Raw genomic sequence first — 15,088 nt, forward strand, 5'->3', positions numbered from 1 at the left:
TACTTCGCCGACTAGTTGCCCTCACCGGGATTTGCCGGTGGGGGCAATTTTCCGCTCTGTGACTGGGTTGGCGACGGCGAAGTAGTCTCACTTGGCGACTCACTATTTGAATCGCCCGAGGATTCACTTTCAGATGGACTTTCAGAAGGGGTGTCGGATGGCGTTGGTTCCGGTGGAGCCTCGGCTAGGTCGTAGGTAATGGTGCCGCCCTGCTCCATGGTTTCCGATGCGCTAGGAGTTTGTCTCGCGATAGTGCCCGGAGCAAAGTTGCTGGTCACTTCGGTATTATTACTGTCGCTGAGCGAGAGTTTTTCCAAGCCCTGATCCTTAAGGACTTGTTCGGCTTCATCCAGAGTCATCCCGGTGAGGTCAGGAACTTTCACCTTGCCCGTCGAAAGAATCAGATCGACTTCCGAACCAGCTTTTACCTTGGAGCCTAGTTCTGGGCTGGTGCCAATAACCCAGTCAGTGGGAATGGTCGCCGAATCTTCACGCGTTACGTTTCCCACTTCGAGTCCTGCTTGTCGCAAGGCATCACGAGCTGCTGCCTCGGACTGGTTGGCAAGATCTTCGGGGATCACGCGTTGCTCTGAACCCTCGGAGATGTACAAGGTCACCGTCGAATCCTTGGCTACCTGAGTACCTGAGGAGGGATCGGTGCGCGAAGCCTTATTCTCATCGACATCTTCACTAAATTCACGTTCAACGCGCACATTAAAGGTCGCATCTCGTAACAGGCTACTGGCATCGTCTTCCGACAGATTTTTCACATCAGGTACGGCCACCGGTGCACGCTTTTCCGCATCAGCCTGAATCGAACGGATCACTAAGAAGCTAGCCAACGCTACAGCAACCACAGCGATCAGCGACAACAGCACAATCAGCCCACGGTTAGAGCGATGACGCGTCGTTTCCACCGGTGCATCATTAGCCGCGAAGACCGGATGCTCAGAGGTGAGCGGTGCCGACTGAGCTGCAAAACCAGTTTCCGTGGAATCGTGGTTCCCATAAATCGGCAAAGTATAGGTCGATGGTGCGGCTGGATCCTCATGGAATTCAACCCCGTTCAGGGCATCCTCCAAGGCCGCAGCAAAGGCTCCAGCGGATTGGAAACGGTCATCACGTTCCTTGGAGAGCACCTTGGCCAAGACCGGATCAAAGATTGGGTCCACGTTCTGCGCGATCTCGCTCGGAGCTGGCGGGATCTCGCCGACATGCTGATAGGCCACAGACACCGGGGAATCCCCGGTGAAAGGTGGTTTACCGGTAATCAGCTCGTAGAACAGGCACCCGGCCGAATAAATATCGGAACGGAAATCTACCTGCTCACCCCGAGCTTGCTCAGGGGAGAAGTACTGAGCGGTGCCCACCACCGCTGCCGTCTGCGTCATCGTGGCCGAATTATCCAGGGCTCGCGCGATACCGAAGTCCATCAGCTTCACATGACCGGCATCGGTCACCATGACGTTGGCCGGTTTTACATCGCGGTGCACCACATTATTCGCATGTGAATGATCTAGCGCATCACACACGCCACGGGCGACGCGCACAGCAAATTCGGCATCGATGGTGTCCTGAGAAATGACCTGTTTCAGGGTTTTCCCGGTGACGTACTCCATGACCATGAAGGGCAGGCGTTCGTGCTGCTGCTCGGTGGTAGGTAACTCGCCCGTATCGTAAACAGCGACGATATTTGGGTGGCTTAATGCGGCCACGGCCTTGGCTTCGCGCCGGAACCTGTTGACCACCATGGGATTGGTGGCCGTGTCCGGGCGTAGTACTTTGACTGCGACCTTGCGCGAGAGCACATGGTCTAGCGCAAGGTAGACATCCGCCATACCGCCACGACCAATGAGCGATTCAATCTCGTATCGGTCATTGATCATCCGTGGCAAGCCAGGTGGCAATGCTTCAACTTCGCTCATGGTGCTGTGCTCTGGTCCGATTCCGTGGCAGTCGGCGTTGGGGTGGCAGACGGGGTTGGTGTCGGGGTTTCAGTAGCCTCTGGCTCCTGCGACGGGCCAGCAGACACATCCAGGGTGACGGTAGTGCCAGGGGCAACTTCACTGCCTGCCGTGACGTCCTGCGAGAGAACGGTGCCGGCCACCGAAGAATCGGTCAGTTCCTGACCCTTGGCTACAGCCAACCCAGCGTTCTGGAGCTGCCGCTGTGCTGCGGAATAGCTCATTCCGGTCACCGATGGAACCTCAACGGTCTCCGCTGCCATGGCGTAGGTAACCGTAACGGTTTCACCAACTTCCACGTTGCCCGTGGGGTTCAGCGAAATCACTTCGCGGGGATCATAGTCATTGGTTTCCTGCGGCACCGCATTAACCTTCAGGCCCTGGCCTTCAAGTTCTTGGGTGACAGTATCGATATCCTGACCAATCAGTGATGACGAGACCTGAACGTACTCGGGGCTCTGGCTAGCACTTTCCGAAGGTGTGGAAGAAGTCTCCGAAGCCGGAGTGCTCTGCTCTGTCGGTTCGGTCGTTTCTTCCGTAGGCTCAGTGGACTCGGCCGATTCGGAGGTGCTCTCGGTGATAGTCGCCGTAGGCTTGTCATCGTTATTGCTGCTCAAGGCCGGGATCAACCAGGTCAACAGTGCAATAATCACTGCCAGCGCGATGATCACGATCAGAGGGATCAGCCACGGACTACGCTTGGATTCCTCAGGCTGTGGATCCTGTGCGTCGACATCCTCATCATCAAAACCATTGGTTTCTGGATTACTGGCAGCAGTGAAACCACTGGCGGTATTCACCGGTTCCACCACGGTAGGCATGGCGTTGGTCATCGTTGGCGCAGAATCCTGGCGGGTCATGGCGCGGGTTGCGTCATCATTCAGGTTCAGTGCCTGCGTTGCGTCCTCAGAAATACCGGTGGCGAGCATGCCAGGCACCGCCAAGGTGGCGGTGTTGGTATCACCGGCACGCAGTGCGTCGGCTGCCTTAGCCAAAGCGGTCGCGTCTTTTGGACGGTCCGCAGGGTTCTTGGCCAACATCGACATGATCAGCTGACGTACCGGTGCTGGGATGGTGTCCGGCAACGCTGGGGGAGCGTCGTTGACCTGTGCCAGGGCGATAGCGATCTGCGATTCGCCGGTGAACGGGCGTCGTCCGGCAAGACACTCGTAGCCGATCACGCCCAGGGCATAGATATCCGAGCTGCCGGTCGCATTTTGTCCGGTGGCCTGTTCTGGAGCCAGGTACTGGGCAGTGCCCATCACCTGACCGGTCGCGGTCAGTGGGACCTGGTCTGCCAGGCGTGCGATACCGAAGTCGGTAATCTTCACAATGCCCGAAGGCATGACCAAGATGTTGCCCGGCTTCACATCGCGGTGCACCAGTCCGTGCTCGTGGGCTGCGGCTAGCGCGCGAGCGGTCTGTGCAATCAGCGAGAGGGTACGGTCCACCTCGAGCTTGCGTTCACGCTCGATAATGGTGGACAGCGGTGGGCCTGGAACAAGTTCCATCACCAAGTAGGCGGAGCCTTGCTCTTCGCCGTAGTCAAAGACGCCGGCGATGCCCGGGTGGTTGAGCAGGGCGGTGTGGCGGGCTTCAACACGGAATCGTGTCAGGAAGCTTTCGTTGTCGGTGTATTCCTCTTTGAGGATCTTGATCGCTACAAGGCGTCCAAGGACCTGGTCACGAGCTTTCCATACTTCGCCCATGCCACCGATCGCAATGCGGTCGGTGAGCTTGTAACGTCCGCCCAAGGTGGTGCCGGTTACTGGCCTCACTTGTTGAACACCGCCTTTAACATCGTCTTCATCAGTGCACCGGTCGTATTGTGACCAGTGTTGTAATCTACGTCTTGCAAGGTGACCGTAATGGCCACCTGTGGGTCATCTGCCGGAGCAAAGCCAGTCATCCAGGAATTCACATGGTTGGTGCCGTTATCGAGCTGTGCGGTACCGGTCTTAGCGCGGAAGTCCACGCCTGGGACCGCAGCATTCATCGCAGTTCCGCTCTTGACCGGGCCTTCCATGAGCTCAGCGAGCTGTGCAGCAACCTCTGGGGTGGTCGCCGTGGAGAACTTCTCCGGCTTAGGTTCTTCGATGACTCGAAGGTCCGGGGCAATCACCTTATCGATCATGTTTGGCTTCATGATCACGCCCTTGTTGGCAATGGCCATGGCTGCCATGTTCATCTGCAGTGCGGTGACCTTGTTGCTACCCTGACCAATAGCCATACGTGCCAAATCTGCTGCGTCAGCGTCGTCGGTCGGGAACTGGCTTGGCACCACATTCTGCGGGATGCTCAACTGCTGGCCGTAACCGAAGCGCTCAGCCACATTCGCGAACTCTTCCTTGCCAACGGTCTGGCTAATTTCCATAAACGGAGTGTTACAGCTCTGGGCAAAGATGAAGGCCAGTCGGGCCCGTGGTTCCCGAGCACAAATACCTTCTTGGAAGTTGTTCATTGAACGAGTGGAGTTTGGATAGTTCACCGAGGTCGGATTGTCGATAACCGTGTCAAGGTCGTACTTGCCAGACTCCAGAGCGGCGACCGTACTGAGGATCTTGAACGACGAACCGGGGAAGTTCAGGCTGCTGATGGCAGGGTTCAGATAAGGGCTCAGGCCCTCAATTTCACTGACCTTCTTCAAGTTCTGAGCAGCCTTGGTGGTCGAATGTACCGCAAGGTCATTGGTGTCGTAGCTTGGCTTGGATGCCATCGCAAGAATGTCGCCGGTCTTTGGATCGGTGACAATGATGGTGCCCTTCACGCCATCCGGGATGGCGTTGTAAGCGGTCTTTTGTAGATCCCCATCGATAGTCAGCTCGACGGAGGCACCCTCGGTCTTCTTGCCGGTGAACATCGCCAACAGGCGGTCGTACAGCAAATCCGAGCTGGTTCCGGTGAGCCAGTCATTGAGTGAAGACTCTAACTGGGTGGTGCCGTTGGCCAGCGAGTAGTAACCGGTTAGGTGTGCGTAGACCTCTGCGTCGGTGTACTTACGCTGGTACTCAAATTGCCCGTCATCGGTAGGGACCGACTCGGCGATGGGCTTGCCGTCAACCAGGATGGCGCCACGCGGCAAATCAAACTCACGGTACAACTGACGCTTATTCAGTGCGTTATCTGTCAGCTTGTCAGCATTAAAGAACTGGATATAGCTCAATCCGCCAAGGCAAATGACAAAGAGCAGGGTTAGTGCAACCCAGACTCGCTTAATGGCCTGATTCACTTGCTCTTCACCACCTTGGTGCTGGTCGTTGGGGCTTTACTGGGTGTTGCAATTTCATCGGTGGGTCCTGAGACGCCGGACTTAGGTCGGCGTGAATTGTGCGAAATCAAGAGCAGGAGGGCGATGATGATCCAGTTGGCCAGCAGGGATGAACCACCGGCTGCCATGAAGGGTGTAGCCAAACCAGTCAGTGGAATCAGGCGGGTGACACCGCCGATGATGACCACACACTGCAGGCCGAGCGTGAAGGACAAACCGGCGGCTAAGAGCTTGCCGAAGGAGTCGCGAGAACCGAGGGCTGCACGCAGACCACGAGAGACCAGCAGCATGTAGAGCAAGACAATCGCGGTCAGTCCGATCAGGCCGATCTCTTCACCAAAGGAAGCGATGATCATGTCGGAGTTGGCTAGCGGTACTCGGTACGGGGAGCCAGCGCCAAGGCCGGTGCCGAACAGTCCGCCGTCAGCCATACCGAAGAGACCTTCAACGATCTGCATACTGCCGCCGGCGGCCTGATAGATGGCTGGGTCAAAAGCATTGAGCCAAACATCAAGGCGTCGCGTCACGTGGCTCATGGTTAGTCCGGCGACGAATCCACCGGCGACCACCATGAGCAAGCCGATCAGTACCCAAGAGATGCGGGCGGTAGCCACGTACACCATGACGATGAACAGGCCGAAGAACAAGATGGCTGAACCAAGATCGCGCTGAACAACCAGCACACCAATGGACAGCAACCAGGCGATGACCATAGGAGCCATATCGCGTAGGCGGGGAAGCTGGAGCGGACCAAACTTATGTCCGGCGAGCAGAATCAGGTCGCGATTGGACGACAGATACCCGGCGAAGAAGATCGACAGGGTAATTTTGGCGATTTCACCCGGTTGCAGGGAGAAAGCGCCGATGCGAATCCAGATTCGTGCACCGTTGATGGTCACACCCAGGTGTGGGATCAGCGGCAACAGAAGCAACACGATAGATGCCAGAAGGGCAATGTACGTGAAGCGACGCAGGATTCGATGGTCCTTGACGGCCCAGAGAACTGCTGCGGCAATGACGATGGCTATCGCGGTCCACAGCAGTTGTCGGGCTGACTGGGAGGTACCTTTCGCCAAGTCGATGCGGTGAATCATGGCCAGGCCAAGAGAGTTCAACGCCACCGTAATTGGAAGTATTACCGGGTCGGCATATTTAGCGAAAATGCGAAGCAATACGTGAACCGACAGGGCGAGGACCGCCATGATGCTCATCTGAACATAGAAGTCAGTATTGTCGACACCCTCGGTGGTGCTACCCACCAAGAAGAACGCTGCACCACCGACACAGAGGGCCAGTACAAGCAGCAACAGCTCGAGATTGCGCCGTGGTACCGGTGCGGTCTGCACTTCGGTCATTGCATGATCTCCTGACAGTAGGCTGGCAGCTCGGTTTGGGTGCTACTTGATGAATCGCTGGATCCCGGGACTTGTACCGGGCAGTTCTGTTTGGCGGTGACCAACAGTTCCTGAATGATCATCTGGGCGTGCTCACGGTTTTCGGCCGAAATAGTGGCTTCAACTCGTTGGCGTGAATACTCGGGCAGGGATTCGAGTGGAACCTTGCTGACAGTATCAACCTCAGATAGTGAAATCGGGCCAAGCTCTTGCGGAACACCCTTATAGATGGCGACCTTGTTATCCACGGTGCCAACAAAGTACTGGGTCTGAGTCCACATATAACCCCATACGGCGAGAGCCACCACGAGGAAGGCTGCCAGGGTGAGCAGAATAGGCATCATCCAGCGACGGCGTGTCGGTGGAATTTCCACTGGATCCAGTACCTGACCGGCCGCCGGCGAACGGTGGGTCAGCAGCGCGGCCGCGCGACGCTCACCAGTGTGCTGGGTGACCACAGGTATCTGACCGGTCTGCGTAGCTAGCTGAGCTGCGCCGACCAAAAGATGTGGGCGTTGCGAAATTTCGTGACGAAGCAGTGAGGCGCTGGCTTCAATATCGCCCTCAGCCGCAATAGCTAACTGGGCGGTATCCGGAGCTGGTTCCTGTACCGAAGGCTCGCTGGACTCATCGGTGCTGTCCTCAACGACTTCAAACATCACCACGGTGACGTTATCGGGTGCGCCATTTTTCAGCGTGATGGCCACGAGGTCGTTAACTGCCTCGTCCATGTCCTTGGTACTACGGATGATCTGCTCAATGATGGGCAGTGGGACCGCGTCGGTCAGACCGTCGGAACACAGCATCCAGCGTTCGCCGGGCTCAGCCTCAATCTGCTGGACATCAAGCTCGGGGGAAGCATCAGAATCACCTAGAACACGTAGCAATACGTTCTTATGAGGGTGGACTTCAGCTTCTGCCGGCTTGATGCGTCCTTCATCAACGAGTCGTTGCACGAAGGTGTGGTCACGGCTGATCTGTTCAAAGTTATCGTGCTTGAGTCGATAAGCGCGCGAGTCACCGATATGGGCCATGTGCAAGGTGCTGCCAGAGAGCAGTAGGGAGGTCACAGTGGTGCCCATGCCTGAGAGCTTCGGGTTGGCACCGACGAGTTCATTGAGTACCAGATTCGCGGCCTGAATTTCATCAGGGAGAGCGTTTTGCGGATCGACGATATCTGCGTGGTCTAAGTGCACCAGGTCCAAGACCGTGGAGGCAGAAGCCACATCGCCGCCGACGTGGCCACCCATGCCATCGGCAAGGACAGCTAGATACTCACCGGCGTAGGCGGAGTCGTCGTTCTTCTTACGAATCCGTCCGACGTCAGACTTTGCGGCAAATTTGAGTTTGAGGGCCATAGGCTAGGACTTCAATTCCAGGACAGTCTTTCCGATGCGGATCCGCTGACCCGGTTCCACAGGCTGTGCGCGAGTGAGCTGACTGTCACCGACGAAGGTGCCATTGGTGGATCCCAAATCTTCGATGAACCAGCGTGATCCCTGTGGGAAAAGTCGTGCGTGACGTCCGGAAGCGTAGTCGTCGTCAAGCACCACGGTTGCATCCTGGGCACGACCAAACATGATCGGCTGACCGCTTAGTGGGATGCTGTTGCCAGCCAGTGGGCCTTCAACAATAGCCAAGGATGTTGCAGCCTTGCGCGCCGGAGCTTCTGGTTCTGCCAGCTCAGGGTTCTTTTTCAGTGCCCGTGCGCTGGGCTTGCCTGTGCGGGCTCGAGATCCGACAGCCAAATCACGACGCATCGATCCGACAACGCTCAAAACGAGCAGCCAGATCAGCACAAGGAAGGCGAGTCGGAACAGGGTGAGAACCAGATCGTTCATGCGCGGCCTCCGTTATTCGAGGTGATGAGCCGAAAGACTATTTTTGTTTGTCCGATAGTGATGACCGAACCATCAAAAATGGGAGTTTCAGCGGAGATCTTTTTACCGTCCACATAGGTTCCATTGGTTGAACCCAAATCGGACACCACAAAGTTTGTCTTACCGCGGGTTTCAACGCGGATGTGCTGACGTGAAACACCAGAATCATCCACCGGAATGTCGGTGCTTGCCGAACGGCCCAAAACAACCGAGTGATGGTTCAGCGCGAAACGCTGTCCTGCAACCTCAAGAATGGCCTGCTTCTGGGTTGGCACCTTGGGGATCTCGTTGATAGGTCGGACATTGGGACGTGGCTGCGCGGTGGTGCGCGGCGATGGCTGGCTGGCTGGCTTGGCGGTAGGCGTCTTTACCGGAGCCGAAGCAACAACATGGGAGCTGGTCTCCTTGACGGAGCCAGTGATTTCCATTTCGCCAGGCTTGAAATCTTGTTTGGATACAAAATGGATCATGACATCGCCATGGACCGAGTAGTCCTGATTGGTGGCGTGCTCTGCGGTGACCTTAGCCATTTCATTAACGACGGCACGTCCCCAGCTTTTAGCGGTTTCGAAGTCTTTGGTGCTCAACGCAACGACGAAGTCGTTCGGAGCAAGACTGCGTCCTTCGCTAATTGGCAGAATTCCGCGATCCATTTCATTGCGCAGGGCAGTAGTCAGCTCTACTGGCTTGAGGTCTGCGGTGCTGGTTCCACGAAAGAAGCTTGTGACGACCTTCTCTAAGCCGCGTTCGACATTGTCGAGAAAGCCCATTATTCGTGCTCCTTCCTAGGGGTCCATTGTTTGTCTTAGTGTCCCGTAATTCGTACGTAAAAGCAGTGAACACAGAACTTCATATTCGATCTTACTGTTTTCAGCTGTGCAAATGCCGAAAAATCCTTGGGTGATCGACGCGAGGGTAACTCAACGATACCGAGGTCAGGGACGAATGCCTGTGTCTCTGGCCACATGTCAAGGTTTCGATTAGGTGAACTGAAAATGTGTGTGTAAGCTATTTCTTGTTGCAAAAGCACGACGCAACAAAAATTACATATGCGCGAGTGGCGGAATTGGTAGACGCGCTGGCTTCAGGTGCCAGTGATCGCAAGGTCGTGGGGGTTCAAGTCCCCCCTCGCGCACAAATTAAAAATAACCTCTGCAATGAATTTTCATTCATTGCAGAGGTTATTTTTCTTTCAGGTATCGCTTTGATAACTATTGGCCACGGCGTGCCGAAACCTGCAGTCCTCGCTGCTTGAGTATGGCCGCCAGTACGCCATCACCTTCTGCAAGGGTCCCACTGTGAGAGCCGTCGTAAATCGCCCCGCAACCGCAACTGGGACTGCGATCTTGCAACACTGCTTCGGTGATTCCGTTGGAGGTAGCCAGCTGGGCAACTTTTTGAGCCCCGGCGACAAAGGCCTCGGTGAGATCTTGACCGTCAATAGAGACGACGGTGGCGTTTCCCTGAAGGACGTCGTATCCATCCCCGCCGACGATCTCTGCGGGAGGTCGGGGTGTTGGCAGATCCCCTAGTTCTTCGGCGCATGCGGCGATCGCTTCGCCGCGCGCTACAGCATTGACTATGTTTTGGTCAGTTTTTGCTTTGCCGTTATAACGGCAGGGGATACCAGCAAGACAAGAGCTAACAAGTATCGGGACCTTTCTCATGTCTTTATCCTAGTCGTGTGCCATGAATCGAGCACTGGATTAGAATTCCATTTACTAAGTGAAAGGTAAGTATTGTGGCTGCGTCCAAAGAACCATTTGAAATCCGCGGAACCGTTGATGTGATCAACGGACATCGGATCCTTCGCTTAGAGCAAGAATCCAGTGACTTTCTTTCCAGTCGCGGCCAGGTGGCCGTCGATCTCCTTGGTGATTTTGCTGGGCATACCGTGGTGATTGATCCTGATGGGCGTCGCGGTCACTGGCTGGATTTGGAGTCGGCTCAGGCTCCGGTGATCGATGGTGAAGTTGGGCAACAGATCCAGCTTTCGGTACAGCCGAGTACATCATGGCCCGAGACCACCGTCCCGACAGATCTGGCTGAAGCCTTAGATCAAGCCAGTGATTTGGATGAGAATTGGGTCAGTCTGACGCCCATGGCCCGCTGGGAATGGGTTCGTTGGGTCGGAGCCACCAAGAATCCGGATACGCGTCAACGACGTGTTGAGGTGAGTATTTCTAAGCTGCGCGACGGCAAACGCCGTCCATGCTGCTTTGACCTGTCTTCTTGCACCAACCCCGAATTAGCCAAGGGTGGCAAACTCGCTGAATAAGACTGCCGCCGCTGGCGCAGTACTAGTCGTCGACACCGTTCTTCGTGGAATCGCGAATAATCAATGAGCTAGGCAGCATGCTCTGCAATGGCTCGAGGTCTTTCCCCTCGAGTAACGCACGCAGTTTCAGGGCCGCCAACCGTCCGCCTTCCTGGGCGTTGAGCTGCACCGACGTGATCGACGGATTGGACGTGGCTGAATAGGGAAGATCATCAAAGCCAGCGACCGCTAGCTGATCTGGGATGCGAATTCCCAGGGCACGGGCTGCGTGTAGTACGCCGAAGGCATGATTGTCGGTGGCGCATCCCACGGCGCTTACCCCGTTTTCCTTCCATATTTGCCACTGCTCACTGAAGGTTTCCGAGGCCGCGGTGACATCAATCATCGAGCTGGCCACGCACTGCGGCAAAACTTCAATACCGTAATCCTTAGCTGCCTGAAGGAATGCTTCACGGCGCACCGCGAGAGTTTCCGTTCCGGTGATGGCATCTAAATAGGCGGCCTTGGTATGCCCTTGAGCTGCAAAATGTGCCACTACATCGCGGGCTCCCTGGGCTACGTCCATATTCACTGCCGGGAATTTTGCGTCAATTCCGGGAGCGTCAAGGGCCACCATCGGTATGTGACCGCCGATCTCATCAAGGAACTCTTGGCTTGGTGCGTGCACCAGCAAGCCAGCCGGGCGTAGCCCGAGGATCTTGCGAGTTTCGCTCGCGCTGGGGGAGACGCCGGAATCCGTGACGGAGAGCATGAGCTGGTAGTCGTTGGCTAATACCGAGCGAACGCCGGCGATGACTTTGGCGAAGAAGGGGTTGGAAATATCTGGGGCTACCAGGATGACCAAGGAACTGACACCCTTGGCCAGCGAGCTGCCGATGCTGTCAACAAAGTAGCCTAGTTCGCGAATCGCTTCGCGGACGCGTTGCTCATTCTTGGCTGAAACTCGCCCCGAAGACTTTCCGTTGGCCACTAAAGAGACCGTTGCCGTGGACACCCCTGCATGCGCGGCCACCATGGCCGCGGTGACCCGACGTGGTTCGCGGGAATTTCCGGTCTTCTCAGCAATCGTCATGGATCCATCGTAGTCGCTCACTCGACGGGATAAATCCTTAGTTAAGCGCTTGACGCAACTGCGAGAACAGGAAAGAATTGGCTCAGAGAAAGATCATCGCATCGTCACTAACATCCGGCCCCATGCCGGCAGAAGAAGGATGGCACCATGGCTCAGGACAGTGCAACACCCCGCAAGATCATTTTGGACTGCGACCCAGGCCATGATGATGCGGTCGCCATGATCCTTGCCCATGGAAGCCCGGCCATTGACCTGCTGGCCGTCACTACCGTGGCCGGAAACCAAACCCTTGAGAAGGTCACCGCCAACGCGCTCGCCGTGGGAACCATCGCCGGTATCAGCGGCATTCCCTTTGCCGCCGGCTGCGCCCGCCCACTGGTACGCGAAGTAGAAACCGCTGCAGATGTTCACGGTGACTCGGGTATGGATGGGCCGGAACAACCAGAATCCACCATCGAGTTGGACCCACGCCACGCGGTAGACGTCATCATTGACCTAGTGATGAGCCATGAGCCAGGGGAAATCACCTTGGTGCCCACCGGGGCGCTAACCAACATTGCGATGGCAGTACGCAAAGAACCACGCATCGTCTCCCGAGTACGCGAAGTCGTGCTGATGGGCGGTGGCTACCACACCGGAAACTGGAGTGCGGTCGCAGAATTCAACATCAAGGTGGACCCAGAAGCAGCCCATATTGTCTTTAACGAAAACTGGCCGGTAGTCATGGTTGGACTAGACCTGACCCACCAGGCCTTGGCCACCACCGAAGTCGTCCAGAGCATCGAAAAGATCGGCACCGGCCCGGCAAAATTTGTGCGCGAATTGATGGACTTCTTTGCTCAGGCGTACCGCGACCACCAAGGCTTCGACGCACCACCGGTGCACGACCCCTGCGCGGTGGCCTACGTCATCGACCCGCAGATCGTGCGCACCGTCAAAGCGCCGGTTAACGTGGAGCTTCGAGGTGAGCTAACTCTAGGGATGACGGTCACCGACTTCCGCGCTCCAGCCGATGAACACTGCAACACTTCGGTGGCCGTGGACCTGGATCACGACGGATTCTGGAACCTTGTGACGGACGCACTGCAACGCATCGGCGAAGTCACACCCCAGAAGTAAACAACTTCTTTGCAATGTGGGGCATATCAATGCCAATTACGCTCAGACCTGCATAAACTAGGATCAAACGAAGATCAGGAGACGTAATGGCAGGAAAAACCCCGCACCAGAACGTGACGTTCCCATCCTCGGGTGCGCAAGCACACGGATACCTAGCAGTACCGGATTCAGGGCAAGGCCCCGGAGTTATCGTGATCCAAGAATGGTGGGGCCTGACCGACCATATTCGCGACATAGCTGACCGCCTCGCAGCCCTAGGCTTTGTCGCACTAGCACCAGATCTTTACGGTGGATCCATTACCCACGACGGCGAAGAAGCCGGACAAATGATGGCCGATCTTCCTGAAGCTAAGGGCGCTGAGCTCTTGGCTGGCGCCGTGGACTACCTATTGGCCAACGAACATGTGACCAGCAAGAAGCTGGGAGTTATCGGATTCTGCATGGGCGGTGGCTTCGTTCTACAGCTCGCCGCGCAGCAGGGCGAAAAAATTGCCGCCGCCGTTCCGTTCTACGGAGTCGGCCAGGGCGTGCCCAATGATTTCTCTGGGATTCGAGCCGATATCCAAGGCCACTACGCGAACTTTGACGAAATGTATCCTCCTGAACAGGCTCATGCCCAGGAAGAGCAGATTCGCCAGCAGTCCGGCGCCAACGTGAAGTATTACTTCTACGACGCCAAGCACGCCTTCCACAATGACGAAAACACCGCCGGAAATTACGACCCTGAGCAGGCAGTGATCGCTTGGGAACGCGCCGTCGGCTTTTTGCAGGATAAAGTGGCCTAAAGGCCATAAAGTGTTATCCATCACTTAATAGCATCACTTACTAATAAGGAGAGCAATATGTCAGAAACCATCATCGTAGGTGTCGACGGTTCGGAAACCGCACAGCGTGCAGCTCGCCGAGCAGCAGAACTAGCACTGAAGATCGACGCCGAATTGGTGGTCGTCACCGCACACGCATCGGATAACACCGAGGTCGTTTCCATCGGTTCCGACACTTGGATCCTGGACGATGCAGAGCAGGCTCGCAAGCTCGCCCAGCGCGTAGCAAACGACGTGAAGAACAGCGTTCCTGGCGTGAAGATCACCGCAGCTGCCGGCCACGGCAAGCCAGGCGACGTCCTGATCTCCGATGCAGAGGACCGCAAGGCCTCGATGATCGTTGTCGGTAACGTTGGCATGAAGGGCCTGGGCCGCGTACTGGGTTCCGTAGCTTCTTCGGTAGCTCACTCGGCTCCATGCGACGTACTGGTTGTTAAGACCGACAAGTAAGCCATAGCGCTTTCGCGCAACAGGCGGGTACCGTTCATCATTCGGTGCCCGCCTGCGGCATTTAACCCCGCACAGCGTAGGCTTAACCCGTGCAAACTCTTCGAATCGCCTACGCCACCGGCGTCACCCCCGGCAAATGGATGGATCGCTTTAAGGAGCGCTATCCGCAGGTTGAGCTACAAGCTTGGCGACACGATGAGGGGCAAATACTTGATCTCTTGGCAGAGGATCAGGCCGACGCGGTGTTTGTGCGCTACCGAGGGCAATCACCCAAGGATCACACCCGCCACGTCATCCCGCTCTATGAGGAACTTGAAGTGGTCTGCGCGGCCAAGGACCATGAGGTCGAATACTACGACGAGTCGGTGCCAGCCGAGGTGGTTGCAGGCTTCCCACAGCTGAACCTTGAGGACTATCCCGAAGCAGTTGGCGGCCCGAGCGTTGCCATGGAAGTCGTGGCCTCCGGGGCCCAGGTATTGCGCGTGCCACAGAGCATCGCGCGTCTTTTTGCCCGCAAGGATGTTGTTACTCGCTTCGTTGAAGATGGCGAACCAACCCAGGTAGGTATCGCCTGGCCCGTGCACATGGAAGACACCACGCTATTAGAAGAATTCATCGGCATTGTGCGCGGACGCAGCGCCAACTCTTCGCGGCAGGCTTCGGTACGTAACCAAGAGCAGAAAGCCAAGCGCGTTAACGACAAAGCCAAGTTTGAAGCCAAACTTAAGGCCCAAGCAGCAGCGAAGCGACAGAAAGAACTAGCTAAGAAGCAAGCGCGCAGCAACGGTGGCAAGCCAGGGAAGCCCGGCGGCGCTAAAGGACGCAAAAAACGGTAGAAC

At 56.4% G+C, this 15,088-nt stretch carries 14 protein-coding genes and 1 tRNA gene; 6 read left to right on the forward strand and 9 right to left on the reverse strand.

What is annotated here, in order from left to right; genetic code table 11:
• Positions 1–11: 11 nt before the first annotated feature.
• From pknB to QMQ05_RS00150, 7 genes are read right to left on the reverse strand one after another with little or no spacing between them, the layout of a single operon-like run.
• Positions 12–1,925, reverse strand: a complete 1,914-nt coding sequence (gene pknB, locus QMQ05_RS00120) for a Stk1 family PASTA domain-containing Ser/Thr kinase (protein WP_345471996.1) — start codon at positions 1,923–1,925, stop codon at positions 12–14.
• Complete coding sequence (locus QMQ05_RS00125) at positions 1,922–3,742, reverse strand: protein kinase domain-containing protein (protein ID WP_345471998.1); 1,821 nt, start codon at positions 3,740–3,742, stop codon at positions 1,922–1,924. The genes pknB and QMQ05_RS00125 overlap by 4 nt, the downstream gene beginning before the upstream one ends.
• On the reverse strand, positions 3,739–5,193 hold the full coding sequence (locus tag QMQ05_RS00130) for a peptidoglycan D,D-transpeptidase FtsI family protein (protein ID WP_345472000.1): 1,455 nt from the start codon (positions 5,191–5,193) through the stop codon (positions 3,739–3,741). The genes QMQ05_RS00125 and QMQ05_RS00130 overlap by 4 nt, the downstream gene beginning before the upstream one ends.
• On the reverse strand, positions 5,190–6,587 hold the full coding sequence (locus QMQ05_RS00135; RefSeq protein WP_058256609.1) for an FtsW/RodA/SpoVE family cell cycle protein: 1,398 nt from the start codon (positions 6,585–6,587) through the stop codon (positions 5,190–5,192). The genes QMQ05_RS00130 and QMQ05_RS00135 overlap by 4 nt, the downstream gene beginning before the upstream one ends.
• Positions 6,584–7,984, reverse strand: a complete 1,401-nt coding sequence (locus QMQ05_RS00140) for a PP2C family protein-serine/threonine phosphatase (protein ID WP_345472003.1) — start codon at positions 7,982–7,984, stop codon at positions 6,584–6,586. The genes QMQ05_RS00135 and QMQ05_RS00140 overlap by 4 nt, the downstream gene beginning before the upstream one ends.
• 3 nt (positions 7,985–7,987) lie before the next feature.
• Positions 7,988–8,467 carry an FHA domain-containing protein FhaB/FipA gene (locus QMQ05_RS00145; protein ID WP_334121258.1) on the reverse strand — a complete coding sequence of 160 codons (480 nt, stop codon included), beginning with the start codon at positions 8,465–8,467 and terminating at the stop codon, positions 7,988–7,990.
• The gene (locus QMQ05_RS00150) at positions 8,464–9,276 is read right to left on the reverse strand and encodes a DUF3662 and FHA domain-containing protein (protein ID WP_334121257.1); all 813 of its coding nucleotides are present in this window, start codon (positions 9,274–9,276) and stop codon (positions 8,464–8,466) included. Before QMQ05_RS00150 ends, QMQ05_RS00145 begins: the two co-directional genes overlap by 4 nt.
• 281 nt (positions 9,277–9,557) lie before the next feature.
• On the opposite strand from QMQ05_RS00150, the gene QMQ05_RS00155 reads away from it, so the two are divergent.
• Positions 9,558–9,641: transfer RNA gene (locus tag QMQ05_RS00155), tRNA-Leu, on the forward strand.
• Between the two features lie 76 nt (positions 9,642–9,717).
• Here the strand turns inward: QMQ05_RS00155 and QMQ05_RS00160 are convergent.
• Positions 9,718–10,173 (reverse strand): DUF523 domain-containing protein, encoded by a 456-nt coding sequence (locus QMQ05_RS00160; RefSeq protein WP_345472007.1) that lies wholly within the window; start codon positions 10,171–10,173, stop codon positions 9,718–9,720.
• Between the two features lie 74 nt (positions 10,174–10,247).
• On the opposite strand from QMQ05_RS00160, the gene QMQ05_RS00165 reads away from it, so the two are divergent.
• Positions 10,248–10,784 (forward strand): YdeI/OmpD-associated family protein, encoded by a 537-nt coding sequence (locus QMQ05_RS00165; protein ID WP_345472009.1) that lies wholly within the window; start codon positions 10,248–10,250, stop codon positions 10,782–10,784.
• Between the two features lie 22 nt (positions 10,785–10,806).
• Here QMQ05_RS00165 and QMQ05_RS00170 read toward each other — a convergent pair whose 3' ends face one another.
• On the reverse strand, positions 10,807–11,799 hold the full coding sequence (locus QMQ05_RS00170; protein WP_345474806.1) for a LacI family DNA-binding transcriptional regulator: 993 nt from the start codon (positions 11,797–11,799) through the stop codon (positions 10,807–10,809).
• Positions 11,800–12,003: 204 nt separating this feature from the next.
• Here QMQ05_RS00170 and QMQ05_RS00175 point away from each other — a divergent pair, with 204 nt between their 5' ends.
• The 4 genes from QMQ05_RS00175 (at position 12,004) to QMQ05_RS00190 (ending at position 15,085) form a co-directional block, all read left to right on the forward strand.
• Positions 12,004–12,975 carry a nucleoside hydrolase gene (locus tag QMQ05_RS00175; RefSeq protein ID WP_345472011.1) on the forward strand — a complete coding sequence of 324 codons (972 nt, stop codon included), beginning with the start codon at positions 12,004–12,006 and terminating at the stop codon, positions 12,973–12,975.
• An 86-nt stretch (positions 12,976–13,061) separates the two neighbouring features.
• Positions 13,062–13,760, forward strand: a complete 699-nt coding sequence (locus QMQ05_RS00180) for a dienelactone hydrolase family protein (protein WP_345472013.1) — start codon at positions 13,062–13,064, stop codon at positions 13,758–13,760.
• Between the two features lie 57 nt (positions 13,761–13,817).
• Complete coding sequence (locus QMQ05_RS00185) at positions 13,818–14,249, forward strand: universal stress protein (protein ID WP_146277221.1); 432 nt, start codon at positions 13,818–13,820, stop codon at positions 14,247–14,249.
• 89 nt (positions 14,250–14,338) lie between these two features.
• Positions 14,339–15,085 carry a LysR family transcriptional regulator substrate-binding protein gene (locus QMQ05_RS00190; RefSeq protein WP_345472020.1) on the forward strand — a complete coding sequence of 249 codons (747 nt, stop codon included), beginning with the start codon at positions 14,339–14,341 and terminating at the stop codon, positions 15,083–15,085.
• Positions 15,086–15,088 lie beyond the last annotated feature (3 nt).

It is taken from the genome of Glutamicibacter sp. B1, assembly GCF_039602135.1.
Lineage (GTDB): Bacteria > Actinomycetota > Actinomycetes > Actinomycetales > Micrococcaceae > Glutamicibacter > Glutamicibacter ectropisis.

Coding starts and splice junctions, on each gene's coding strand:
- pknB (WP_345471996.1), bottom strand. CDS start 1,925: ATGAGCGAAGTTGAAGCATTGCCACCTGGCTTGCCACGGATGATCAAT.
- QMQ05_RS00135 (WP_058256609.1), bottom strand. CDS start 6,587: ATGACCGAAGTGCAGACCGCACCGGTACCACGGCGCAATCTCGAGCTG.
- QMQ05_RS00140 (WP_345472003.1), bottom strand. CDS start 7,984: ATGGCCCTCAAACTCAAATTTGCCGCAAAGTCTGACGTCGGACGGATT.
- QMQ05_RS00145 (WP_334121258.1), bottom strand. CDS start 8,467: ATGAACGATCTGGTTCTCACCCTGTTCCGACTCGCCTTCCTTGTGCTG.
- QMQ05_RS00150 (WP_334121257.1), bottom strand. CDS start 9,276: ATGGGCTTTCTCGACAATGTCGAACGCGGCTTAGAGAAGGTCGTCACA.
- QMQ05_RS00160 (WP_345472007.1), bottom strand. CDS start 10,173: ATGAGAAAGGTCCCGATACTTGTTAGCTCTTGTCTTGCTGGTATCCCC.
- QMQ05_RS00170 (WP_345474806.1), bottom strand. CDS start 11,799: ATGGTGGCCGCGCATGCAGGGGTGTCCACGGCAACGGTCTCTTTAGTG.
- QMQ05_RS00175 (WP_345472011.1), top strand. CDS start 12,004: ATGGCTCAGGACAGTGCAACACCCCGCAAGATCATTTTGGACTGCGAC.
- QMQ05_RS00180 (WP_345472013.1), top strand. CDS start 13,062: ATGGCAGGAAAAACCCCGCACCAGAACGTGACGTTCCCATCCTCGGGT.
- QMQ05_RS00185 (WP_146277221.1), top strand. CDS start 13,818: ATGTCAGAAACCATCATCGTAGGTGTCGACGGTTCGGAAACCGCACAG.